This window comes from Streptomyces sp. NPDC050625 (assembly GCF_040654755.1).
GTDB lineage: Bacteria > Actinomycetota > Actinomycetes > Streptomycetales > Streptomycetaceae > Streptomyces.
In genome coordinates, this window is the sequence record NZ_JBFAIQ010000014.1 from 119,772 (window position 1) to 142,115 (window position 22,344).

The 22,344-nt window shown below is 72.0% G+C and carries 20 protein-coding genes, 1 other RNA gene and 2 pseudogenes; 10 read left to right on the top strand and 13 right to left on the bottom strand.

The window, feature by feature from the left end; genetic code table 11:
- Window positions 1-75 precede the first annotated feature (75 nt).
- Complete coding sequence (locus AB0I54_RS27860) at window positions 76-465, top strand: MazG-like family protein (RefSeq protein ID WP_363298891.1); 390 nt, start codon at window positions 76-78, stop codon at window positions 463-465.
- 21 nt (window positions 466-486) lie between these two features.
- Here AB0I54_RS27860 and AB0I54_RS27865 read toward each other — a convergent pair whose 3' ends face one another.
- The gene (locus AB0I54_RS27865; RefSeq protein WP_363298892.1) at window positions 487-888 is read right to left on the bottom strand and encodes a DUF2867 domain-containing protein; all 402 of its coding nucleotides are present in this window, start codon (window positions 886-888) and stop codon (window positions 487-489) included.
- 51 nt (window positions 889-939) lie between these two features.
- Between AB0I54_RS27865 and AB0I54_RS27870 the strand changes: the two genes are divergently transcribed.
- A complete protein-coding gene (locus AB0I54_RS27870; protein WP_363298893.1) occupies window positions 940-1,551 on the top strand; it encodes a TetR/AcrR family transcriptional regulator in 612 nt (203 codons plus the stop codon).
- A gap of 295 nt (window positions 1,552-1,846) precedes the next feature.
- Here AB0I54_RS27870 and AB0I54_RS27875 read toward each other — a convergent pair.
- The 5 genes and pseudogenes from AB0I54_RS27875 to AB0I54_RS27895 all read right to left on the bottom strand — a co-directional run.
- A pseudogene (locus tag AB0I54_RS27875) lies at window positions 1,847-3,321 on the bottom strand (acyl-CoA carboxylase subunit beta); the annotation flags it as partial.
- Between the two features lie 147 nt (window positions 3,322-3,468).
- Window positions 3,469-3,875: RNase P RNA component class A (gene rnpB / locus AB0I54_RS27880), an RNA gene on the bottom strand.
- Between the two features lie 115 nt (window positions 3,876-3,990).
- Window positions 3,991-4,770: pseudogene (locus AB0I54_RS27885) on the bottom strand (DMT family transporter); the annotation flags it as partial.
- A 19-nt stretch (window positions 4,771-4,789) separates the two neighbouring features.
- Window positions 4,790-5,614, bottom strand: coding sequence for an AraC family transcriptional regulator (locus AB0I54_RS27890; protein WP_363298894.1), 825 nt, complete (start codon window positions 5,612-5,614; stop codon window positions 4,790-4,792).
- Window positions 5,615-5,766: 152 nt separating this feature from the next.
- Window positions 5,767-7,200 (bottom strand): RNB domain-containing ribonuclease, encoded by a 1,434-nt coding sequence (locus AB0I54_RS27895; protein ID WP_363298895.1) that lies wholly within the window; start codon window positions 7,198-7,200, stop codon window positions 5,767-5,769.
- A gap of 76 nt (window positions 7,201-7,276) precedes the next feature.
- On the opposite strand from AB0I54_RS27895, the gene yaaA reads away from it, so the two are divergent.
- The 3 genes from yaaA (at window position 7,277) to AB0I54_RS27910 (ending at window position 9,637) form a co-directional block, all read left to right on the top strand.
- Entirely contained in the window at window positions 7,277-8,059 is a 783-nt protein-coding gene (yaaA, locus tag AB0I54_RS27900; RefSeq protein WP_363298896.1) for a peroxide stress protein YaaA, read from the top strand.
- A gap of 75 nt (window positions 8,060-8,134) precedes the next feature.
- A complete protein-coding gene (gene eda, locus AB0I54_RS27905) occupies window positions 8,135-8,776 on the top strand; it encodes a bifunctional 4-hydroxy-2-oxoglutarate aldolase/2-dehydro-3-deoxy-phosphogluconate aldolase (protein ID WP_363298971.1) in 642 nt (213 codons plus the stop codon).
- Window positions 8,777-8,818: 42 nt separating this feature from the next.
- Window positions 8,819-9,637, top strand: a complete 819-nt coding sequence (locus tag AB0I54_RS27910; protein ID WP_363298897.1) for a helix-turn-helix transcriptional regulator — start codon at window positions 8,819-8,821, stop codon at window positions 9,635-9,637.
- Here the strand turns inward: AB0I54_RS27910 and AB0I54_RS27915 are convergent.
- From AB0I54_RS27915 to AB0I54_RS27925, 3 genes are read right to left on the bottom strand one after another with little or no spacing between them, the layout of a single operon-like run.
- On the bottom strand, window positions 9,625-10,986 hold the full coding sequence (locus tag AB0I54_RS27915) for a bifunctional RNase H/acid phosphatase (protein ID WP_363298898.1): 1,362 nt from the start codon (window positions 10,984-10,986) through the stop codon (window positions 9,625-9,627). The genes AB0I54_RS27910 and AB0I54_RS27915 overlap by 13 nt on opposite strands.
- Window positions 10,987-10,998: 12 nt before the next feature.
- Window positions 10,999-11,742: a C4-type zinc ribbon domain-containing protein gene (locus AB0I54_RS27920; protein WP_363298972.1), complete on the bottom strand. Its 744-nt coding sequence runs from the start codon at window positions 11,740-11,742 to the stop codon at window positions 10,999-11,001.
- Window positions 11,739-12,617, bottom strand: a complete 879-nt coding sequence (locus tag AB0I54_RS27925; protein WP_363298899.1) for a Nif3-like dinuclear metal center hexameric protein — start codon at window positions 12,615-12,617, stop codon at window positions 11,739-11,741. The genes AB0I54_RS27920 and AB0I54_RS27925 overlap by 4 nt, the downstream gene beginning before the upstream one ends.
- Before the next feature lie 187 nt (window positions 12,618-12,804).
- On the opposite strand from AB0I54_RS27925, the gene AB0I54_RS27930 reads away from it, so the two are divergent.
- Window positions 12,805-14,061 (top strand): hypothetical protein, encoded by a 1,257-nt coding sequence (locus tag AB0I54_RS27930; protein ID WP_363298900.1) that lies wholly within the window; start codon window positions 12,805-12,807, stop codon window positions 14,059-14,061.
- A 96-nt stretch (window positions 14,062-14,157) separates the two neighbouring features.
- The gene (locus tag AB0I54_RS27935) at window positions 14,158-14,310 is read left to right on the top strand and encodes a hypothetical protein (protein WP_363298901.1); all 153 of its coding nucleotides are present in this window, start codon (window positions 14,158-14,160) and stop codon (window positions 14,308-14,310) included.
- Between the two features lie 92 nt (window positions 14,311-14,402).
- Here the strand turns inward: AB0I54_RS27935 and AB0I54_RS27940 are convergent, their stop codons facing one another.
- The 3 genes from AB0I54_RS27940 to AB0I54_RS27950 form a co-directional block, all read right to left on the bottom strand.
- Window positions 14,403-15,341, bottom strand: coding sequence for a 3-oxoacyl-ACP reductase (locus tag AB0I54_RS27940; protein WP_363298902.1), 939 nt, complete (start codon window positions 15,339-15,341; stop codon window positions 14,403-14,405).
- Window positions 15,342-15,352: 11 nt separating this feature from the next.
- The gene (locus AB0I54_RS27945) at window positions 15,353-16,429 is read right to left on the bottom strand and encodes a Zn-dependent alcohol dehydrogenase (RefSeq protein WP_363298903.1); all 1,077 of its coding nucleotides are present in this window, start codon (window positions 16,427-16,429) and stop codon (window positions 15,353-15,355) included.
- Between the two features lie 79 nt (window positions 16,430-16,508).
- Complete coding sequence (locus AB0I54_RS27950; protein ID WP_363298904.1) at window positions 16,509-17,366, bottom strand: MaoC/PaaZ C-terminal domain-containing protein; 858 nt, start codon at window positions 17,364-17,366, stop codon at window positions 16,509-16,511.
- A gap of 291 nt (window positions 17,367-17,657) precedes the next feature.
- Between AB0I54_RS27950 and AB0I54_RS27955 the strand changes: the two genes are divergently transcribed.
- The 3 genes from AB0I54_RS27955 to AB0I54_RS27965 are packed head-to-tail and all read left to right on the top strand — an operon-like array spanning window position 17,658 to window position 20,661.
- Window positions 17,658-18,650 (top strand): ABC transporter ATP-binding protein, encoded by a 993-nt coding sequence (locus AB0I54_RS27955; RefSeq protein WP_363298905.1) that lies wholly within the window; start codon window positions 17,658-17,660, stop codon window positions 18,648-18,650.
- Window positions 18,650-19,366 carry an ABC transporter permease gene (locus AB0I54_RS27960; RefSeq protein ID WP_363298906.1) on the top strand — a complete coding sequence of 239 codons (717 nt, stop codon included), beginning with the start codon at window positions 18,650-18,652 and terminating at the stop codon, window positions 19,364-19,366. Before AB0I54_RS27955 ends, AB0I54_RS27960 begins: the two co-directional genes overlap by 1 nt.
- A 26-nt stretch (window positions 19,367-19,392) precedes the next feature.
- Window positions 19,393-20,661, top strand: coding sequence for a sensor histidine kinase (locus AB0I54_RS27965; protein ID WP_363298973.1), 1,269 nt, complete (start codon window positions 19,393-19,395; stop codon window positions 20,659-20,661).
- Here AB0I54_RS27965 and AB0I54_RS27970 read toward each other — a convergent pair.
- Window positions 20,639-22,207 (bottom strand): alpha-L-arabinofuranosidase B, encoded by a 1,569-nt coding sequence (locus tag AB0I54_RS27970; protein ID WP_363298907.1) that lies wholly within the window; start codon window positions 22,205-22,207, stop codon window positions 20,639-20,641. The genes AB0I54_RS27965 and AB0I54_RS27970 overlap by 23 nt on opposite strands.
- Window positions 22,208-22,344 lie beyond the last annotated feature (137 nt).

Consider the following 22,344-nt stretch of genomic DNA (forward strand, 5'->3'; position numbering starts at 1 on the left):
CGACGAGCAGCTCGGGTTCGGCGAGCGGCCGAGGGGCCGGACAACCGGGCAGCCACCCAGTGGCAGGCTGCACGCATGACCGATCAGGACACGCACGCGACGGCACCCTCCGAACTGCCCGACCTCTGGGCCTCCATCGACGACCTGTGGTCCTGGCTGGACGCCAACCGTCCGCAGGGCGGGCAGGAGGGCATGCTGCTGCGCATGCTGAAGCTGTCGGAGGAGGTCGGCGAGGTCGCCGAGGCAGTGATCGGCGCGACGGGGCAGAACCCGCGCAAGGGCATCACCCATACGTGGGAGGACGTCCAGGGCGAGCTCTGCGACGTCGTGATCACAGCCCTGGTCGCCCTGCGCACCCTGACGCCGGACACGAGCGAGGTCTTCCACCGGCATCTGACCCGGGTCACGGAGCGGTCGCTGGGGCCGGCCGCGCGGACGTCCGCCGCGCGGCCCCCTGCGTCGTAACCCCTGTTGTGAGGCCTTGCGCTACGCGGCCTTCTGTGCGGCGAGCGCGAGCTTGCGGTGGGTGCGGACCATCATGGCGCGGGCCATGAAGGGGTGCACGCGCTTCACGACACCCCAGTAGAGCCGGGAGCGCCATGCGTTCGTCTTCACCGAGCTGCACAGGGTGACGTACTTGTCGTCGATGACGATCGAGGCCCAGGCGTCCAGACCGGCCGTGCTCACGTCCATGAGGGCCTCGCCGTCCTGCTGCGCCTTGATCGGGAAGGCATCCCGCAGGATGCCCGTCCAGGCCGCCGGGTCGCGCGGCATCCCGGGCAGCAGCTCCATGGCGTACGCGTCCCGGTAGTCGGGCCGGTCCACCGCCGTCCTGATCAGCCGGGCACCTTCGGGAAACCCCACGGCCACGGGCTTGTCCTTGAGCATTGCGTACCTCCATACGCTTGCGTATGGTCAACCATACGGTAGCGTATGGTCATGGTGCAACGACAGAAGGCGGAGCGGCGGCAGCAGACCAGGAAGGCCCGGCTCAGCGCCCGCGACTGGGCGGACGCGGCGCTCGCCGCCCTCAAGGAGGGCGGCGGTCTCCCGGCGGTGGCGGTCGAGCCGCTCGCGGCCCGGCTCGGCGCCACGAAGGGCAGCTTCTACTGGCACTTCGACAACCGTGAGGCACTGATCGAGGCCACGCTCGCCCGCTGGGTCGAGGCGGACACGGAGGAGATCATCGCTGCGGTGGAGACCGAGCCCGACCCGGAGAAACGCCTGCGCCGGCTGTTCACGCGGGTCATCAAGCCGGCCAGGGCCGATCCGCTGGAGGTCTCGCTGCTCGCCAGCACCGACCACCCACAGGTGGCCACCGCGCTGAGACAGGTCACCGGGCGCCGGATCGACTATCTGGCCGGGCTCTTCACCGAACTGGACTTCGCCGAGGACGAGGCCCGACGGCGCGCGCTGATGGCGTACAGCTTCTATCTGGGGCACGCCCAGTTGGGCCACGCCGCGCCGACCGTGCTGCCCACGCCCGGGGAGTTCCCGGCGTATCTGGAGGCGACGATGGATGCCATTCTCCGGCGTTCGCAGCCGGGTTGACCGACGGTCATGCCGCGCTGGCCTCCGGTGTGAGCAGGCCCAGTTCGACGGCCTGCACGCCCGCCTGGAAACGGGAGACGGCACCCAACTCCTGCATCAACTCGGCGACGTGGCGTCGATAGGTGCGGACGGACAGACCGAGGCTCTGGGCGGCGGCCTCGTCGGTGTGGCCCGAGGTGAGGCAGGTGAGCACCCGGCGGGCGATCTCGGTACGGCCCCGCGCGGACACCCTGCGGTAGCTCCGGGCCGGCGTCGCACTGGACCAGGCGCCCGTGAACAGCGTGTCGAGAGCCCGCATCGAGCGGGTCTCCGCCGGGTCGATCACGTCGTCCACGAGGCCGCGTTCGGCTGCGTAGTAGGGGCCCATCAGTTCGCCCTGGTATTCCTTGATCTTCTGGGTGCGTACCGCCTCCGTGTCGTCGGCGGCCGCGATCTCCTTGCGGAAGATGACGTTGGCGGCGCCCTCGGCACCCATCACGGCGATCTCGTTCGACGGCCCGGCCAGGGACAGGTCGGTGCCGATGGAGCGAGAGTCCATGACGATGTACGCGCCGCCGTACGCCTTCCGCAGCACCAGGGAGATACGGGGGACGGTGGCGTTGCAGTAGGCGTAGAGGAGTTTGGCGCCGCGGCGGATGATGCCGTCGTGCTCCTGGCCGACGCCGGGCAGGAATCCGGGCACGTCGACCAGTGTGACCAAGGGGATGTTGAACGCGTCGCAGAACTGGACGAAGCGTGCGGCCTTCTCGGAGGATTCGATGTCGAGGACGCCGGCCATGCTGCCGGGCTGGTTGGCGACGATGCCGGTGACATGGCCGTCGAGGCGGGCCAGTGTGCAGATGACGTTGGCCGCCCAGCGCTCGCTGACCTCGAAGTGCTCGCCGTCGTCGACGATCTCCTCGATCACCTTGCGCATGTCGTAGGAGCGGCTGGGGTCGGCGGGCACGAGGCCGATGAGCGCCTCGGTGCCGCGGATCGGCGAGTCCGACGCCGGTGTCCTGGGCGGGAGTTCACGGTTGTTGGAGGGCGGCAGGACAGGAGGTAGCGGACCTCTTCGAGGCACTGTTCCTCGTCGTCGTAGGCGAAGGCGGCGACGCCCGAGGTGGCCGCGTGGACGTCGCCGCCGCCGAGTTCGTTCTGGCTGACCCGCTCTCCGGTGACCGCCTGTACGACGTCGGGGCCGGTGATGAACATCTGCGAGGTGCCGCGCACCATGAAGACGAAGTCGGTCAGCGCCGGGGAGTAGGCGGCGCCGCCGGCGCAGGGCCCGAGCATCACGCTGATCTGCGGGATCACCCCGGAGCAGCGGGTGTTGCGGCGGAAGATGCCGCCGTAGCCGGCGAGTGCGGTGACCCCTTCCTGGATGCGGGCGCCCGCGCCGTCGTTCAGCGAGATCAGCGGGGCGCCCGCGGACTCGGCCATGTCCATCAGTTTGTGGATCTTCTGCGCGTGGGCCTCGCCCAGGGCGCCGCCGAAGATGCGGAAGTCGTGGGCGTAGACGAAGACCGTGCGGCCGTGGACCGTGCCCCAGCCGGTGATGACGCCGTCGGAGTACGGCTTCTTCGCCTCCATGCCGAAGCCGGTCGCGCGGTGCCGGCGCAGTGCCTCGATCTCGGTGAACGAGCCATCGTCGAGGAGGAGTTCGATCCGCTCGTGGGCGGTCAGCTTGCCCTTGCCGTGCTGGCGTTCGGTGGCGGCCAGGTCGGGGCCCTGCCGGACCAGGGCCTTGAGTTCGGTCAGTTCGTCCAGCCGGGTGCCGAGGTCGCGCACCGGGGCGGCGGGTACGGCGTCGTCTGCGCCCTGCTCCGCCTGCACTGAACCATCCCGCGTTCAGGGCGCGGCACGCCCTTCCTCCCGCCGGTCACCGAAGACCGGCCGCCCGTCACCGGGTGAACCACCAGGTCAGGGCCGTACAGGCAGACGAGTCGGGCTGTACGCCGGGTTCTGTTCCCCGGGTTCCTCGCGGAGCCCGGGGTGACGGCCATCCATCTAGGGCCGGCGTTGCCGTCGGCCTCGTGCGGTCTACCCGCGGACTCGGGCGGGCAGCCCTCGAACGTCCGCGCAGAGCCGCCTTCTACAGCGGCTCCTTTTGACCTTGCTCCGGGTGGGGTTTACCTAGCTGCCCAGGTCACCCTGGGCACTGGTGGTCTCTTACACCGCCGTTTCACCCTTACCGGGGACCGAGGTCCCCGGCGGTTTGTTTTCTGTGGCACTGTCCCGTGGGTCGCCCCAGGTGGCCGTTAGCCACCACCCTGCCCTGTGGAGCCCGGACGTTCCTCGGGAAGCCCCCTAGGGGGACTCCACGCGGCCGTCCGCCCGGCTCGTCTGCCGTGTCGACCATGTTAGCGGGCGCGCCGGCCTCTTCGGTGCCGCGGCAGTGGCCAGCACCGATCCCGCCAGGATCAGGGTGAAGGCCACGATGATGCCGGCCGTCAGCGGCTCGTCCAAGAACAGGGCGCCCGCCGCCACCGCGACCGCCGGATTGACGTACGTGATCACCGTGGCGCGGGTCGGGCCCGCCTCCTTGATCAGTTCGAGGAAGGCCACGAAGGCGACCGCCGTGCAGATGACGCCGAGGCCCGCGAGGGCGGCCAGGACCTGCGCGGAGGGGACCTCGGAGGGCCAGGTGGCCGCGGCGGCGGGGGCGTAGACAAGGGCGGCCAGGGCCAGGCAGGGGGCCGTGAGCTGGAGGGTCGGGACGTCCTTGAGGCGGCGTGCGGCTATCAGGGGTGCCGTGGCGTAGCCCAGCACCGTCAGGAACACTTCGCCCAGTGAGCGGGCGTCTCCGCCTGTGAGGTGGGGGATCGTGAGCACCGCCACGCCGCCGAGGCCGAGGCCCAGGCCGGTCATCCGGCGGATGCCGAGTCGTTCCGTCTCGCCGAAGAAGCGGGCCAGGACCACACCGACGATCGGGACGCCCGCGATCAGCAGGCCAGCCGTGGAGCTGGACAGATGGCGTTCGGCGTCGGTGAGGGTGAACCAGGGACCCATGATCTCGATGCACGCGAAGGCCAGCATGGGGCGCCAGTGGGTGCGGACGGTCCTGGTCAGGCCGCCCTGGCGCAGCGCGAAGGGGAGCAGGAGCAGTGCGCCCAGCGCACAGCGCGTGAAGACCACCATCGACGGGGACACCGCGTCCACCGCCACCTTGATCATCAGATAGGGGATGCCCCAGACCACTCCCATCAGGGAGAACAGGAACCAGCCGCGTGCAGTCATACGGCGAGTTTCCGCCGCCTCACCACCGGGTGTCTTGAACGCTGTTGCGGTACGCCGCCGGGGTCACCCCGAGCACCCGGCGGAACCAGCGGGTGAGGTGCGCCTGGTCCGCGAATCCCACCAGGGGCGCCACCTCGGCCGGGCGCAGGCCCGACTCCAGCAGGGTGCGGGCCCGGGTCACCCGGTACTGGGCGAGCCAGGCGTAGGGCGGCATGCCCATCGTGGTGCGGAACGCGCGCAGGAGCTGGTAGCGGGACAGGCCCAGGTCGGTGGCGAGGGCGGCCAGCGAGGGCGGCTCCAGCAGTTCGTCGGCCAGGCGGTCGCGGACCGTCAGCGCTATGCCGTGCGCGCCCGGGATACGGTCCGAGGCCGGTCTCGCGGTGGAGTGGCGCCGGGACAGGGCCGTGAGCAGCCACGGGAGGCGCGCCTCGGCCTCCAGGGGGTCGGGGCAGCGGGCGAGTTCGGTGTGGGCGAGCCGGAACGCGGCGGCCAGTTCGGGGTCGTCGACGAGCGGTTCGCGAAAGTGCGGGAGGCTCCCGAGGGTGCCGTCGGCCAGCAGGGCGGGGTCGGCGTACAGGGCGCGGTAGGCGTAGCCGTCCGTGGGTGTGGCGGGGCCGCCCGTGTGCACCTCGCCGGGGGCCAGTACGACGATGGAGCCCGGGCCGGTGCGGATGTGGCCGCCGCGGTAGTCGATCACCTCGGAGCCACCGACGCACACGCCGATGGTGAATTCGTCGTGGGCGTGCGGGGCGTAGACGTGTTTGTCGAAGCGGGCCGTGAGGAGATCGAGCGGGGGTCCGCAGCGACCCAGCCTGGCTCGCGTCCATCGCGCCTGCTCCGGCATGTGACACCCCCTTGTGCGCCCTGCGCCCTGCGCGCTTCTACGGTGCAACACCTCCGGGTCCGTTTCCATGCCGGGCAGCGGGCGCGGCCGTCGCCGCGAGGTAAGCGTGATCCGGCTGCACGCCGACGAGGCCGACCAGCTCGTACTGGCCCTCAGGCGGGCGCGAACAGTACCTTCGCCGCTCCCGGGTCCGCCTGTACGAGCCTGACCCGCAGCCGGTCCCCGAGCGGGAGGTGTTCGCCCTCGATCCGGCCGATGACGGCGGGCGACTCCAGCTGGACGGTCCCCACGGTGGGCCGGTGCTCGTCCACGTCGACCACGCACCCGTCGAAGACGTCCCCGACCCGGTCCGTCAGCAGCGCGGCCTCGACGATGTCGACGCACTCCCGCTCGACGGCGGCCGCGCGCCGGGAGCCCCCGGCCATCCACCGGGGCAGCTCGTCGAGCGCGGCGAGCACCCAGTCCGGCGTGGCCTGTCCGGCGGCGGCCGCGAGGCAGATCTCGGCGGTGTAGCGGTCGGCGAGGCGGCGCAGCGGGGCCGTGCAGTGGGCGTAGGGGGCGGCTACGGCGGCGTGCGTGGTGAGGGCGGGCAGGGCGCCGCCCCGGAAGACGGTGTAGCCCGCGCCGCGCAGCAGGGTGGTGCACTCCTGGAGGAAGGCCGCGTGCTGGGGGCGGTGCGGGTCCAGGGAGCGGATCAGCGCCGCGTAGGAGACGTGGTGCGGCCAGTCGATGCGCAGGGCGTGCGCGGTACGGCGCAGCCGGGCCACGGCGCCGCCCGGGGCGGCCGGGAGGGTGCGCAGGACGCCGGTACCGTGGGCCAGCATCACCTGGGCCGCCGCCATGCCGGTGAGCAGGGAGAGCTGGGCGTTCCAGGCCTCGACGGGGAGGGGCGCGCGGTAGGCCGGGGCGTAGCGGTGGTCGCTCTGGACGATCTGCTGCTCGGGCACCTGGAGCGAGATGCCGCCGCGCTCGGCCTCCAGCCGCTCGCGGGACTCGCCGATCTCCTTGAGCAGCGCGACCGGCACCTCGGCGGTCCCGGTGTCGATCTGTTTCTGCACGCCCTCGTAGTCGAACCGGGCGCGGCTGCGGACCAGGGCCCGGCGGACGTCGAGGGCCCGCTGACGGCCGTCCGCGTCGAGGTCGACGGTCCACAGGACGGCCGGGCGGTCCTGGTCCGGGAGCAGGCTCGCGGCACCGTCGCCGAGGACGCCGGGGTGCAGCGGGACCTTGCCGTCCGGGAAGTACAGGGTGGTCGCCCGCCGGTGGGTCTCCGCGTCGAGCTCTTTGCCCGGTACGACGAAGGCGGCGACGTCGGCGATGGCGTACCGGACGCGGTGCCCGCCGTCCCGCGGTGACAGATGGATCGCCTGGTCGAGATCGGTGGAGCCGGGCGGGTCGATGGTGAAGAAGGGGATGTCGGTGGCGTCGTACGACGGCAGGGCGGGGGCCTTCGCGGCCTGCTCGGCCTCGGCGAGCACCTCGGCCGGGAAGTTCCGGGGGACTCCCAGTGCGGCACGGAGCGCGGTGAAGGCGGCCCAAAGGGGGGCTTCGGGGACGCCGGTCACGCTGATGTGGCGGCGGGGCATGAGTCGAGCGTAGGGCGGGGGCGGACGGGTGGCACGCCGTACGCTGGCGCGGAACAGCTCTATCGAAGGAGTACGTGTGCTCGTCCTGCTGCCTCCCTCCGAAGGCAAGGCGTCCTCGGGCCGTGGCGCCCCCCTGAAGCCGGAGTCGCTGTCCCTGCCGGGGCTCGGCGCCGCCCGTGAGGCCGTGCTGGGCGAGCTCGTCGAGCTGTGCGCCGGTGACGAGGAGAAGGCGCGCGAGGTGCTCGGGCTGAGCGAGGGGCTGCGGGGCGAGGTCGCGAAGAACACGGAGCTGCGGACGGCCGGGACCCGCCCGGCCGGGGAGATCTACACGGGTGTCCTGTACGACTCCCTCGGCCTGGCCTCCCTCGACACGGCGGCCAAGCGGCGCGCCGCGCGCTCGCTGCTGGTCTTCTCCGGACTGTGGGGCGCCGTACGGGTGACCGACCGGATCCCCTCCTACCGCTGCTCGATGGGCGTGAAGCTGCCGGGCCTCGGGGCCCTGGGCACGCACTGGCGCACGGCCATGGCGCCGGTGCTCCCCGAGGTGGCGGGCAAGGGCCTCGTGCTCGACCTGCGCTCCTCCGCGTACGCGGCCGCCTGGAAGCCGCAGGGCGAGGTCGCGGGCCGGACCGCGACGGTGCGGGTGCTGCATGCCCCGACCCGGAAGGTCGTCAGCCACTTCAACAAGGCGACGAAGGGGCGGATCGTGCGGAGTCTGCTGTCGTCGGGGTCCGCGCCCGAGAACCCGGCCCGGCTGGTCGAGGCGTTGCGTGATCTCGGGTACGTGGTGGAGGCGGAGGCACCCGCGAAGGCCGGGCAGGCCTGGTCGCTGGATGTGCTGGTGACGGAGATTCACTGACCCCGAGTCGTCCTCCTCAGCGAGGCATTGCAGCATGTGCAACGACTTTTGCGCATGCTGCAGGCCGTGGGCAGGATGAGCGCCATGCCGCCGCCACCGTCTCTGCTGGATCTCGCGCCCGTCGTCCCGGTCGTGGTCGTCGAGGACGCCGCCGACGCCGTACCGCTCGCGCGGGCGCTGGTCTCGGGCGGGCTGCCCGCGATCGAGGTGACGCTGCGGACCCCGGCCGCGCTCGACGCCATCAGGGCGATCACCGCCGAGGTGCCGGACGCGGTGGTGGGTGCGGGCACGGTCATCGCACCGGCCCAGGTGACCGAGTGCAGGGCGGCGGGGGCGCGATTCCTGGTGAGCCCGGGCTGGACGGACGTACTGCTGGACGCGATGCGGGCCTCCGGGGTGCCGTATCTGCCGGGGGTGTCGACCACGACGGAGGTGGTGGCGCTGCTGGAGCGCGGGGTGCGGGAGATGAAGTTCTTCCCGGCACAGGCGGCCGGCGGCACGGCCTACCTGAAGTCGCTGGCCGGCCCACTGCCCCAGGCCCGCTTCTGCCCCACCGGGGGCATCGGCCCGCTCAACGCCCCGGAGTATCTGTCCCTGCCCAACGTCGGCTGTGTGGGCGGGACCTGGATGATCCCGGCGGACGCCGTCGGCGCCGGGGACTGGGGGCGCGTCGAGGCGCTGGCGCGACAGGCGGCGGGGCTCGGGCGAGCCGGATGACGCCTGGGGCGGTTGTCGTACCCGTGTCGTACAACTGGCCGTATGACCTCCGTCGAGCCACCACCCTTCGCCCGGGAGCTGTTGCGCTGGCGCACCGTGCGCCGGGTCAGTCAGCTCGAACTCGCCTCGCGGGCCGGGACGACACAGAGATACGTCAGCTTCATCGAGCGGGGGCGTTCGGTGCCGGGGCGTGCTGTCGTGCTGCGGCTGGCCGAGTCGCTGGAGCTGACGCTGCGGGAGCGCAACGCGCTGCTGCTGTCGGCGGGTTACGCGCCCGCGTACGCCGAGTCGGCGCTGGACGCGGCCGGACTGGAACCCGTGCGGGAGGCCTTGGACGCGATCCTGGACGGGCATCTGCCGTATCCGGCGGTGGTCGCGGGGCCCCGGGGTGAACTCGTCGCGGCGAACGCGGCGTTCGAGGTGCTGACGGAGGGCGCCGAGCCCGCGCTGCTGGAGCCGCCCGTCAATCTGCTGCGGCTGGCGCTGCATCCGCGCGGGATGGCCGCACGGGCGGTGAACCTCGGGGCGTGGGGGCGGCACATCCTGGAGAACCTGCGGGCGCGGGCACTGCGCAGCCCCGATCCACGGCTCGACGAGCTGGCTGCGGAACTTGAGGGGTACGTACCGCCGTACACCCCCGACGACGACTACCTCGGCTTCGCCGTCCCGCTCCGACTGCGCTGCGCGGAGGGCGAGTTGCGGCTGCTCACCACGCTTACCTCATTTGCCACGGCCGTCGACGTCACCCTGGCCGAGCTGCATCTGGAGGCGTTCCTGCCTGCGGACGCGCGGACGGCGGAGATCCTGCACGAGCGCGCCGCCCGTGCCGCCCCTGCCGCCCGCGTGGCTCAGCGGAGGTGAGAGGTGTCGTTGAACAGCCGTACGCTCGCGTTGCCGTCCGCGTAGTACGCCACCGCGGACAGCGAGGCCGCTGACAGTTCCATGCGGAACAGGGACTCGGGCGGGGCGCCGAGGGCGAGGCGGACGAAGGTCTTGATCGGGGTGACGTGCGTGACGAGCAGGACCGTGCGGCCCGCGTACGCCGCGACCAGCTTGTCGCGGGTGGCGGCGATCCGGGTGGCGGTCGCCGCGAAGCTCTCGCCGCCGCCGGTGGGCCGGGCCTCGGGATCGGCCAGCCAGGCATTGAGGTCGTCGGGGTGGCGCTCGCGCACCTCGCCGAAGGTGAGTCCCTCCCAGGCACCGAAGTCCGTCTCCCGCAGCCCGTCGTCGACCGCGACGTCGAGCCCGAGGTGGGCGGCGACGATACCGGCGGTCTCACGGGTCCGGGCCAGCGGAGACGCGACGATCGCCTGGATCGTGCCCCGCCTCGCCAGCGCCGCCCCGGCCCGCTCGGCCTGCTCCCGGCCGACGTCGGAGAGGGACGGATCGGTACCGCCACTGCCCGAGAACCGCTTCTGCGGAGTCAGCGGGGTCTCACCGTGCCGCAGCAGCACGAAGGTGGCGGGCGCGCCGAGATCGGGGGCGGAGCTCCAGCCAGGGGTGGAAATGGCGGGGGTAGAGGTGGCTGGGGTCGCGGCCGGGGAGCCGGGCGTCGCGGCCGAGGAGCCGGGCGTCGCGGCCGTGCCGGAGGCCACCGCGCGGGCGGCGCGCTTGTCGGCGTCGGACTTCACGCCCGCATGCGGCGACCCCAGCTGGTCGGCCGACACGCCCCGGCCCGTGGCCAGCGCCGCCCGGGCGCGAGCCGCGCCCGACGTCGCGTCGCCGGGCGGGCCCGACGGCTCCGGGGCGGTGGCCGGCCTCTTCAGGGCTGCCGTCGAGGCCGACGCGTCCCACTGTTCGCCCCGGCTCCCGGCGTCCATCGCCTCGTTGGCCAGTCGGTCCGCGTGCTTGTTCCGCTCGCGCGGGATCCACTCGTACGTCACCCGGTCCGGCGGAAGCACACGGCTCGCCTCCATCGCGAGGGGCTTCAGATCCGGGTGCTTGATCTTCCAGCGCCCCGACATCTGCTCGACGACGAGCTTGGAGTCCATGCGGACGTGGACCTGGGCCGACGGGTCCAGTTCCCGCGCCGCCCGCAGACCGGCCAACAGCCCCCGGTACTCGGCGACGTTGTTGGTGGCGATCCCGATGTGCTCGGCCGCCTCGGCGAGGGTCTCGCCCGTGGCCGTGTCGATCACCACGGCCCCGTACCCGGCCGGCCCCGGGTTGCCCCGCGAACCGCCGTCGGCCTCGACGATGAACTCCCGCACGCCGTCCGCCCCTTACAGTCCCGACTCGGCCGTGCGCACCAGGATGCGGCGGCAGTTCTCGCAGCGGACGACCGTGTCGGGCGCGGCCTTGCGGACCTCGGCGAGCTCGGTGATGGCGAGCTCCTGGCGGCAGCCCTGGCAGGTCCGCTGGTACAGCTTGGCCGCGCCGATGCCGCCCTGCTGCTCGCGCAGCTTGTCGTAGAGCTTGAGCAGGTCCGCGGGGACGGCGCCGGCGACGACCGCGCGCTCCTTGGTCACCGAGGCGGCCTCGCCGTCGATCTCCTCGAAGGCGGCGTTACGGCGGCCGGTGGCGTCGTCGATCTTCGCCTGGACGGAGGCCACCCGCTCGGTCAGTTCACCGACACGCTCCTGCGTGGCCTCGCGGCGCTCCATGACCTCCAGGACGACGTCCTCCAGGTCGCCCTGCCGCTTGGCGAGGGAGACGATCTCCCGCTGGAGGTTCTCCAGGTCCTTGGGGGAGGTGATCGCGCCGGAGTCGAGGCGCTGCTGGTCGCGGGCGGCGCGCTGGCGCACCTGGTCCACGTCCTGCTCGGCCTTGGTCTGTTCGCGGGCGGTGTCGCTCTCCTCGGTCTGCGCGGCCACGAGCAGGTCGCGCAGCTGGGTGAGGTCCTTGGTCAGCGACTCGATCTCGGCGTGCTCGGGCAGCGACTTCCGCTTGTGCGCCAGCTGCTGCAGGCGGACGTCGAGGGCCTGGACGTCGAGGAGTCGGATCTGGTCGGCGGGCGCGGCGTTCAGTTGGGGGCTCCCAGTGAGCTAGTGGTTGAGCTGGTGGTGGCGTTGGACGCCGCGTGGGCGGTCCAGGGGTCGGTGACCGTCTTGGAGACGTGGACCCGCAGGTCCCAGCCGTGGCGGTCGGAAATCTCGTCGAGCTGGGCCGCGGCCAGCTCGCACCAGGGCCACTCGGTGGCCCAGTGCGCCGCGTCGAGCAGCGCGAGCGGACTGTGGGAGACGGCCGCCGTGAACTCCGAGGCCGGGTGGTGGCGCAGGTCGGCGGTGAGGAAGGCGTCGACACCGGCCGCCCGGACCTGGTCGAAGAGGCTGTCGCCGGAGCCGCCGCTCACCGCGATCGTGCGGATGACCGTATCGAGGTCGCCGGCCACCCGGATGCCCTGCGCGGTGGCGGGCAGCCGCTCGGCGGCGCGGGCGGCGAACTCGCGGACCGTGAGGGGGTGGTCCAGTTCGCAGACCCGGCCGAGGCCGCGGCGGCCCTCCGGGTCGGTGGGGTCCGGCACGAGCGGCCGTACGACCCTGAGGTCCAGGGCGCCGGCCAGCGCGTCGCTGACGCCGGGGTCGGCGGTGTCGGCGTTGGTGTGGGCGACGTGCAGCGCGATGTCGTTCTTGATCAGCGTGTGCACGACCCGGCCCTTGAAGGTGGAGGCCGCGACCGTCGTCGTACCGCGCAGATAGAGCGGGTGGTGGGTGACCAGCAGGTCGGCACCCAGCTTCACCGCTTCGTCGACGATGTCCTGCACGGGGTCCACGGCGAACAGGACCCGGGAGACCTCCTGGTCGGGGTCGCCCACGACGGTGCCGACCGCGTCCCAGGACTCGGCCCGCTCGGCGGGCCACAGGTTCTCCAGCGCGGCGATGACTTCAGACAGACGGGGCACGGGGAAAAGGCTACCTGTCTGTTCTGCGGGGATGTACCGGTCAGTGTCCGAAGGGGCCCGGCAGCACATCCGCCCCCGTTTCCTCAGGCGAACCGCGGCCCGGCCACCCGTATGTGTGAAGCGCTTGCCCGCCGGTTCCACGCCTGTGCGTACGAAAACTAGCTTCGTCGCCGGAGGTGACCGAACGATGACGGCCTGTGCGATCGAAACCACGGCCGCCGGCGAGGGCGACGACGTGCCGGCGGCGGGCTGCAGCATCACGGCGGACGGTGCCTACGCCGCCCGCCTCGCGCTGGACGGCGACTCCTGGTTCCCGGAGCGCTGGACGCTGGACGGCCCCGAGCCGTACGCCGTGCCGCTGCCCGGCAACCAGCCCGAGGAGCCCGGCACCGAGGTGCAGCCGATGGGCGACGGGCGGGTCCTCATCCACCGGTTGGTGGAGCGGCGGCACGCCTTCTCGCTGCTGTATCCGACCGGCCCCGGCACCGGTGAGCTGCCGCTGGGCGCGGTGGAGTGCCCGGAACCCGGCACGGGACTGCGGCTGCTGCCGCCGGCGCCGGGCGGCATGCGGGCGTACGCCCTGGAGGTCGGCCCCCGCTCCACGGCGGTGTGGCTGGTGGCGGGCGGTGCCTTCGGGCCCGAGCACGTCGCCGAGGTCCCGGGGCGCTGCTCGGGCGGAATCTGGCTGGACCGCACGGGGCGGATGCTCGCCCTGGACCGGGAGCTGGGCGGGATCACCAAGGCGGTCGTGGTGGACCTGGCACGGGGCGGCGAGGTGTCACCGCTGCTGCAGATCGCGGCGGGCAGCGACGACCGGTTGCTGCTCGCCGATCCGGACAGCGGGCTGATCCTGGTGGGCTCCGACGCGCCCTCCCCCGGGCAGGAACGGTTGGGCTGGGGCGTCCTGGGCAGCACGCTGCCGGTGCGCTTCCCGGAGTGCCTGCGGATGGCCGAGTGCGTGGGGACACCGTTCGCGATCCAGCCGGGGCAGGCGCTGACGCCGGAGCAGTGCGCGGTGGCGCTGCACATCGAGGGGCCGCTCGGCGGCTGGGTGGGGGTGTGGCGGCCCGCGGAGCGGCGGGTGCACCACCTCCCGGCGCCCGCGGGATGGCTGCCCGGGGCCGGGCTGTGGACCGAGGGCGGGGTGCTGCGACTGCCGTACGCCACCGAGGAGACCCCGTGCGGCGTGGCGGAGTCGGCGGCGCCCGCGAGAACGGGGGGTACGGGGGACAGGGGGAACACGGGGGGACCGGGGAACACGGGGGCACCGGGGAACACGGGGGCACCGGGGGACGCGGGTCCGGAGGGTCCGGTCCGGAACGGCGCGGCTGTCACGGGGCCGGACACACCCCGACAGTCGGCGGAACCGGATCCTCCGGAACCTGTCGTGCCCCGCCCGGTGCCGCTCCAACAGTCGCCGCTGGGACGTCTTGTAACGAAGTAGTGGCAGTCGGCGTGGCCGCCTGGATTCGCCCCATGGTGTGCCGGTTACACTCGCCCGGCTGTACGAAAGATGATGTTGACGGGGTGAATTCTTCCGATGAGTGACGCGAGTACGACCAACCAGCTGTCCGCCGACTTTCAGGAGACCACCGGTCACGGTAAGCACCGCGGCCAGGTCTCGGCACAGGACGGCGAAACCGCACCGCACGGCCGGCACCGCAAGCCGGAGCCGGCCGACCGGGCGGCCTGACGGTTCGCAGCGGGGGCTCATCAGCCAGGCTGATGGGCCCCTTTCGTGTGTCACCGGTCGTGCGTCACCGGTCGTGTGTCACCGGTCGTGTGTCACCGGCGTTTGAGCCCCAGCACCTCCGCCGCCGCGAACGTCTCCCCCGTCGGCCGGTCCGCGTAGTGCGGGGTGAGCAGCGCGTCGAGTTCGTCGTAGGTGAAGGTGTCCTGCTTGCTGTCGAACTGCGCCTGGACGCGTGGTCGTTCGACGACCGCGACCATGCCGCCGTGCACGACGAGCAGTTGTCCGTTGAGCCGTTCGGCGGCGGGGGAGGCCAAGTAGCCGACGAGCGGGGCGACATGCTCGGGGGCGAGCGGGTCGAGGCCCTCGCCGGGTGCCCTGAACCCGGCGAAGACGTCCTCGGTCATCCGGGTCCGGGCGCGTGGGCAGATCGCGTTGGCCGTCACGCCGTACTTGGCGAGGGCGAGCGCGGTGGACGTGGTCAGCCCGACGATCCCGCCCTTCGCGGCCGCGTAGTTGGGCTGGCCCGCCGAACCCGCGAGGAACGCCTCCGACGAGGTGTTCACGATCCGCCCGTAGACGCGTCCCCCGGCCGCCTTGGACCGCTCACGCCAGTGCGCGGCCGCGAAGTGCGTCGTGTTGAAGTGTCCCTTGAGGTGGACCCGGATCACCGAGTCCCACTCGTCCTCGGACATGGAGAAGACCATCCGGTCGCGCAGGATGCCCGCGTTGTTGACCAGGATGTCCAGTTTCCCGAACTCGCCGACCGCCAGCCGGACCAGTTCCCGGGCCTCGTCGAAGTCGGCGACGTCCCCGGTGTGCGCAAGTGCCCGCCCGCCGGCGGCGCGGATCTCGGCGGCGACCTCCTCGGCGGGGGCGGCCGATGCCTCGCCGGAGCCGTCCCGGCCGGGCTGCCCGTAGTCGTTGACGACGACGGCCGCGCCGAGCCGGGCGAGTTCGAGGGCCTCGGCCCGGCCGAGGCCGCGCCCGGCGCCCGTGACGACGGCGGACAGCCCCTCAAGTGGCAGTGACATCTGTGGCGTCCTCAGATCTCTATGCACGTACGCAGGGCCGTCCCGGTACGCATCTGGTCCAGCGCCTCGTTGATCTCGGCCAGCGGCACCCGGTGGGTGATCAGTCCCTCCAGGTCGACGCGGCCGGCCCGCCACAGGGCGATGGTGCGCTCGTAGGAGCGCAGGACGTCGCCGCCGCCGTACATCGAGGGCAGGATCCGCTTCTCGTCGAAGAACAGCTCGAACATGTTGAGCTGGAGGAAGTCGTCCATGGCGCCCGCGCCGACGACGACCAGGGTGCCGCCGCGCCGGGTGTTCTCGTACGCCGTGCGGGCGGTGGCGGACCTGCCGACGACCTCGAAGACGTAGTCGAAGCCCTCGCCGCCGGTGATCTGCTGCTTGGCGTCGGCCAGTTCGTCCGGTGACACGGCCTTCGTGGCGCCGAACCTGAGCGCTGACTCGCGGCGGGAGGCAACCGGGTCGACGGCGACGATCTCGGCGGCGCCCTTGAGCCGGGCGCCCTGGATCGCCGAGATGCCCACACCCCCGCAGCCGATGACGGCGACCGACGAACCGGCCTCCACGTCGGCGGTGTTGAGGGCCGCGCCGAGTCCCGTCGTCACCCCGCAGCCGATGAGGGCGGCGATGTCGAAGGGCACGTCGTCCGGGATCGGCACGGCGCAGCCCGCGTCGACGACGACCTCCTCGGCGAAGGTGCCGGTGCCCGCGAAGCCGAAGACGTCCCCGCCGGGGCGCTTGAAGTTGGGGGTGCCCGCGTTCATGAACCCGGCCAGGCACAGCTCGGTCTGGCCGCGCTTGCAGGCGGGACAGGCGCCGCAGGCGGGCAGCCAGCAGACGACGACCCGGTCACCGGGCTTGAGATGGGTGACGTGCTCGCCGACCTCGACGATCTCGCCCGCGCCCTCGTGCCCGGGGACGAAGGGCGCCGGCTGCGGAAGCACCCCGTTCATCGCGGACAGGTCCGAGTGGCACAGCCCCGTGGCGCGCACCCGCACCCGCACCCTGCCGGGGCCGAAGCCCACCGCCTCGACGTCGTCGAGGACCTCCAGCTTGTCCTGGCCGATCTCGTGCAGTACGGCTGCGCGCATGGTGCGGCTCCCCTCGAATGCTTCGCTGGCTCGTCGAATGCTTCGGTGGCCCGTCGAATGCTTCGGCGGCTCGGGTGGCTCAGGAGTGTTCGACGACGGTGTCGGCGAGGACGGGCGCGTCGTCCCTCTCGACCGCGCTCACGGCGGCCCGCACGGAGCCTTCCTGCCGCCACATGCGGATGCGCAGGGTCTCGCCCGGGTACACCACCCCCGCGAAGCGCGTGGTGTAGGAGCGGACCCGGGTCACATCGCCGCCGAGCAGCGTGTCGACGACCGCCTTGAGCGTGATGCCGTAGGTGCACAGCCCGTGCAGGATGGGCCGGTCGAACCCGGCGACCTTGGCGAACTCGGGGTCGGCGTGCAGCGGGTTCCAGTCGCCGGAGAGGCGGTAGAGCAGCGCCTGGTCCTCGCGGAGGCGCTTCTCGACGGTCCGGTCGGGCTCTCCTGCGGGCGGTTCGAGCCGGGTGGAGGGGCCGCGGTCTCCGCCCCAGCCGCCTTCCCCGCGTACGAAGATCTGCGCGTCGTTGGTCCACAGCGGGCCGTCGGCGTCGGTGACCTCGGTGCGCATGACGAGGACGGCCGCCTTGCCCTTGTCGTAAACGGCGGCGATGCGGCCCGTGGCGGTCGCGGTGCCCTCGACGGGGATGGGGCGGTGCAGGGTCAGCGACTGGCCGCCGTGCAGCACGCGGGCGAGGTCGACGTCGACGCCGGGCATGGACAGGCCGCTGATCACCCCGGGCGACCCGCTGCCCGCGACGGTGGCAAAGCTCGGCAGGACGTGCAGCCGGGACTCCAGGGTGTAGCGCAGTTCGTCGGGGTCGGTGGCGGGGACTCCGGCGCCCAGGCCCAGGTGGTAGAGCAGGACGTCCTTGCGGTCCCAGGTGATCTCACCTGAACGGGGTTCGGCGGCGAGGGCCTTGGCTGCGTCGATGGGCATACGGCTCCTGACACTCACGGCTTGCGGGCGGCGGCCTGCTTCGGACGGCGGCTTGCTTCGGACGGCGGCTTGAAGACCTCGGTGCGGCCGTCCGCACCGTCGGCCGCACCGAGGTCGTCACGGGCCGAACTGGAACGCGTTCCAGTCCAGCGCCCCTTGTATAGCCCAGCGCCCCTTACTTGTGAAGGCTCCTGACGCCGTGTCAGCTGATGTCGGCCGTGACATTTGTACTGCCTGAGTCCGTACATGCGCATCTGCCGGACGGGGGCCGTGATTCATAGCGTCGTAGGCATGACACAGACATCAGCGGCCGTGTCCTTCACGGGAGCCGTCAAGGCCTACGGCCCGCTCCGCGCCGTCGACGGCATCGACCTCGACCTCGCGCGCGGCGAGACGGTCGCCCTGCTCGGCCCCAACGGCGCCGGGAAGTCCACGACGATCTCGCTGCTGCTCGGTCTGCTGCGGCCCGACGCCGGCACGGTGGAGCTGTTCGGCGCCGCCCCGGAGCGGTCGGTGCGCGCGGGCCGGGTCGGCGCGATGCTCCAGGAGGGCCGCGCGGTCCCCCGGGTCACGGTCGGGGAGCTGGTCTGCTTCGTGGCCTCCCGCTACCCGACCCCGCTGCCCGTGGCGCGGGCGCTGGAGCTGGCCGGGATCGCCGGCCTCGCGGGGCGCCGGGTGGACCGGCTGTCCGGCGGGCAGACGCAGCGGGTGCGCTTCGCCGTGGCGCTCGCCGGGAACCCGTCCCTCCTCGTGCTGGACGAACCGACCGCCGCCCTGGACGTGGAGGCGCGGCACGCATTCTGGGAGTCGATGCGGGCGTACGCGCGCCGCGGTCACACCGTGCTGTTCTCCACCCACTACCTGGAGGAGGCCGACGCACACGCCGACCGGATCGTCGTCATCGACCGCGGCCGGATCGTCGCCGACGGCACCGGCGAGGAGCTGCGGCGGTCGGCCGGCGGCAATCTGGTCTCCTTCGACCTGGCCGGACGCGCCCCGGACGGACTGGACCTGCTGCCCGGGGTGCGGTCGGTGCAGGTGCGCGGGGACCGGGCACGGCTGCGCACGGACGACTCCGACGCGACGGTGATCGCGCTCGCCGCACTCGGCGCGATACGCGGCCTGGAGGTCACCCCGGCCTCGCTCGACGACGCCTTCCTCGCCCTGACCTCGCACGGGACGGAAACCGGGACGGGGACGAAGACCTGGTCGGGGACGCAAACCGAGTCGGAGACGAAAACCAGGCCGGAGACGAAGACGAAGACGGAGACGGAGACGGTCTGATGTGGGACTACCTGCGCCTGGAAGTGCGCCGCACCCTGCGCGACACGGGCTTCGTGATCGGCGGGATCGCGATGCCGGTGATGATGTACCTGCTGTTCACCAACCTCGGCGAGAACGACAGCGCCTGGAAGACCGCCTCCATGGTCGGCATGGCCGCGTACGGCGCGGTCGGCTCCGCCCTCAACACCGGCGGCGCGGTCGCCGAGGACCGGGCGATCGGCTGGCTGCGGCAGCTGAGGGTGACGCCGATGACCCCGCGCGAGGTGGTGATCGGGCGGGCGCTGACCGGTTCGGTGACCGTGCTCCCGGCGATCGTCGCGGTGCTCCTGGCGGGCGGTCTGGTGAACGGCGTCCGGCTGCGGGCCTGGCAGTGGGCGGCCGTCGCGGTGCTGCTGTGGCTCGGCTCGATCCCCTTCACCCTGCTCGGCCTCGGCAACGGCTACCGGCTGACCGGTCCGGCCACCGGCGTGGCGAACATGATCGGCAACCTGGGGCTCGCGGTGCTCGGCGGTCTCTGGTTCCCGGTCGAGCTCTTCCCCGGCTGGCTGCGCCCGGTCTCGGCGTACACCCCGACCCATGGCATCGCCCAGCTGGGCACCTCGGTCGCCACCGGTCACGCCCCGGCGCCCAGCGCGATTCTCGTACTGACCTCCTGGATGTCGGTGTTCTGTTCGTACGCTGTGCTGTCGTACCGCCGTAGTGCGGGGACCAGTTGATCGGGGGATCTCGGGTGAACAAGGACATGTCGTGGTGGCAGGGGATCCGGTGCCAGGTGTCCGCCTGGCAGGCCGCACGGGCGGCGTGGAGGGCGGACATGGACCGCTTCCGGGCCGCGCAGAAGGCCGCCCGGAAGAACGGGCGGATGCCCGAGCATCCGGGCCCGCCGCCCACCGGTTTCGCGCTGCTGCCGTGGCTTCTCATGGGACTGGGATCCTTCTCCAATCTCTTCCAGGGCAAGACCCCCAACCCGTGGATCGGCGGCCTGGGTCTGCTCGCCTTCAACTCGCTGTACGTCTACGTGACGTTCCGCGCCTTCGACCGCGAGAAGCGCGAGGCGACGTCCACCCGGGTGGCACTGCTGCTGATGGGCCTGCTGACCACGGGCCTGGCCCTCGGGTACGGCGGCAGCTGGCTGCTGTTCTTCCCCCTGCTGGGCCTCGCGACGGGCGCCACGCTGCGCGGGCCGTGGCTGGGCAGGACCGGCATCCTGCTGGCCGCGTTCGCCGGTACCGTCTCCGGCTTCCGCGACGGTTGGGACGCGGTGAACATCGCCTACGGCACCTTCCTGTCGAGCATGGTGACCGCCGCGATCCTGGGCCTCAGCGAAGCCGTACGGGAACTGCGTGCCGCCCGTGAGGAACTGGCCCGCCGCGCGGTGGAGAAGGAGCGCCTGCGCTTCTCCCGCGATCTGCACGACCTGCTCGGCCACACCCTGTCGGTGATCGTGGTGAAGTCGGAGGCGGCCCGGCGTCTCGCCCCGCGCGACATGGACGCGGCGCTGTCGCAGATCAACGACATCGAGTCGGTCGGCAGGCAGGCGCTGACCGAGATCCGCGAGGCGGTGACCGGCTACCGGGAGGGCAGCCTCGCCACGGAGCTGACCCGCGCCCGCTCGGCCCTGTCCGCGGCCAGTGTGGAGCCGGTGGTCAGGCAGTCCGGCACCCCGCTGACCCCGCAGACGGAGGCCCTGCTGGGCTGGGTGGTGCGCGAGGCGGTCACCAACGTCGTCCGGCACAGCGACGCCCGCCGCTGCGAGATCACCGTCGAGAGCAGCACCGAGCGGGCACGGCTGACGGTCACCGACAACGGCACCGGCGCGGCCGCCGCCGAACCCCGGGAGGGCATCGGCGGCACCGGGCTCAAGGGGCTGACCGAGCGCCTCGCGACGGCGGGCGGCTCCCTGCGGGCCGGCCCGTCGCCGCGCGGCGGCTTCACGGTCACCGCCGAACTCCCCACGGAATCGGCTCAGCTGTCGGTGACCGGGGCGGCTACGGCGCCCAGGGCGAGCTGACCACCCAGCTCACGTCGTCGCTCCACGACGTGCTGCTGTCCCAGGTGTTCGAGCCGCCGTTGCTCGCTATGTAGACGTTGAAGTTGTAGTGGCGCAGATATCTGGTCGGGTAGTTGTACGACGCGAACGAGGTGCCCGTGCCGCTCTTCCCGGTCTGTAGGCAGAACGTGGCGTCGGCCCTGAACTGGGCGCTGCCGTCCATGGGCTGCCGGTAGAGCCGGTAGTTGTAGTGGCGCAGGAAGTCACCGGGGTAGTTGCGCGACTCGAAGGAGACGCAGGAGCCGGCGGCGAGGCCCTTGCGGACGATCCAGGTGGCGTCGCTCTTGTCGAGGGCCGAACTGCTCGATGTCACCGCGGAGATGACGGCCGCGTTGTTCTGGTGGCGGACGTAGTCGGTGGTGCAGCAGGAGGTCGTCGCGCGCAGTGAGATCTCCGAGCCGGCCGTGAGGGAGCCGGTGCTGCCGGTCGGGCCGCCGTAGCCGACGGAGACGATGTTGGCCTGCACGGCGTCGTCGGCGGCGTCGGTCGGGATGCCGGAGGTCATGACGCCCTCGAAAAAGGACCCTATGGAGCCGTTGCTGTTGTCACCGCCGGTGCCGAGCACGATCGCGCCCTCCTGGTGCATCGGCGAGTAGCCGCCGGCGGTCGGCTCTGCTCCGGAATATGTGGTGGTGAGTCCACCGGATTGCGCATTGCCGTATTTCAGCGCGAAATGGTTCTGCCCGTTGTTCTTCAGCAGTGCGGTGACGAACGGCAGCGGGCCGGTTCCGGTGTTGGACGTGTTCTTGCTGTACCCGGCATCCGACTGGAACAGACCGTTCTCCAGGTCGGCCTGCACCCACGGCCCCTGGCCGTAGCAGGGCGAGAACCAGCACTCGGTGCCGAAGTTGATGGCGTCCATGTGGCCGTTGCCGGTGTCCTTGTTGTTCGTCTCGGCGTTGCCGTAGTCGAAGCAGCAGGCGCCGTTGACATGCGTGCCGGAGGTCACCATGTACATCCCCTCGGCCTGCCCGTTCACGGCCACGCCGGAGGTGGAGTTGTCCCGGTAGCCCATGCCTGCCGAGATCTCCAGGCCGTAGACCTGGTGGCCGCCGACCGTCACCGGAAGCGCGTCCGCGGGCGCCCCGACATCGGCCGCGCCGGCCCCGCCCGCGCCCTCGATCGTGAGGTCGTTGTGGCGCGAGGACTGGTCGTAGATCTTGGTGATGATGCAGGTCGTACCGGAGCAGAAGGAGTCCTGCGCGGCCGCGTTGGCATACCCGCCCGTCGCCAGCAGCCCGATGTTGGCGGTGGCGCCGTCGGAGGCGCGCTGCACCTGGTAGAGCGAGCCGCCGTAGGACGAGTAGAGCGCCCGGGCGAGGCTGTGCGCGGCGACGCAGGGCGTGCCAGCGGCGGCGTAGATGTCACACGGCAGCGAGCTCGCGGCGGCCGCCTGCGGGGCGCCGACGCCGAGCAGCAGCGCGGCGACGGTGGCGAACGCCGCGAGGACGGACAGGGCGGCCCTTCTCAGCGGCCGGGGACGTGAGTGCGGGAGTCTTGGGATCACGGTGCACCTCTTCGGTTCCTCGTAGGGCGGTACGGGCACGGTCGATCCGGCATGGTCGAAATACCGGACACTGTTCGATCGAAATACCGAACCTTTTCGGCGTCGAAATGCCGAACAATTACCGGAAATGCAGAGGC

Coding starts and splice junctions, on each gene's coding strand:
- AB0I54_RS27860 (WP_363298891.1), top strand. CDS start 76: ATGACCGATCAGGACACGCACGCGACGGCACCCTCCGAACTGCCCGAC.
- AB0I54_RS27865 (WP_363298892.1), bottom strand. CDS start 888: ATGCTCAAGGACAAGCCCGTGGCCGTGGGGTTTCCCGAAGGTGCCCGG.
- AB0I54_RS27870 (WP_363298893.1), top strand. CDS start 940: ATGGTGCAACGACAGAAGGCGGAGCGGCGGCAGCAGACCAGGAAGGCC.
- AB0I54_RS27890 (WP_363298894.1), bottom strand. CDS start 5,614: ATGCCGGAGCAGGCGCGATGGACGCGAGCCAGGCTGGGTCGCTGCGGA.
- AB0I54_RS27895 (WP_363298895.1), bottom strand. CDS start 7,200: ATGCCCCGCCGCCACATCAGCGTGACCGGCGTCCCCGAAGCCCCCCTT.
- eda (WP_363298971.1), top strand. CDS start 8,135: ATGAGCGCCATGCCGCCGCCACCGTCTCTGCTGGATCTCGCGCCCGTC.
- AB0I54_RS27910 (WP_363298897.1), top strand. CDS start 8,819: ATGACCTCCGTCGAGCCACCACCCTTCGCCCGGGAGCTGTTGCGCTGG.
- AB0I54_RS27930 (WP_363298900.1), top strand. CDS start 12,805: ATGACGGCCTGTGCGATCGAAACCACGGCCGCCGGCGAGGGCGACGAC.
- AB0I54_RS27935 (WP_363298901.1), top strand. CDS start 14,158: ATGAGTGACGCGAGTACGACCAACCAGCTGTCCGCCGACTTTCAGGAG.
- AB0I54_RS27940 (WP_363298902.1), bottom strand. CDS start 15,341: ATGTCACTGCCACTTGAGGGGCTGTCCGCCGTCGTCACGGGCGCCGGG.
- AB0I54_RS27945 (WP_363298903.1), bottom strand. CDS start 16,429: ATGCGCGCAGCCGTACTGCACGAGATCGGCCAGGACAAGCTGGAGGTC.
- AB0I54_RS27950 (WP_363298904.1), bottom strand. CDS start 17,366: ATGCCCATCGACGCAGCCAAGGCCCTCGCCGCCGAACCCCGTTCAGGT.
- AB0I54_RS27955 (WP_363298905.1), top strand. CDS start 17,658: ATGACACAGACATCAGCGGCCGTGTCCTTCACGGGAGCCGTCAAGGCC.
- AB0I54_RS27960 (WP_363298906.1), top strand. CDS start 18,650: ATGTGGGACTACCTGCGCCTGGAAGTGCGCCGCACCCTGCGCGACACG.
- AB0I54_RS27965 (WP_363298973.1), top strand. CDS start 19,393: ATGTCGTGGTGGCAGGGGATCCGGTGCCAGGTGTCCGCCTGGCAGGCC.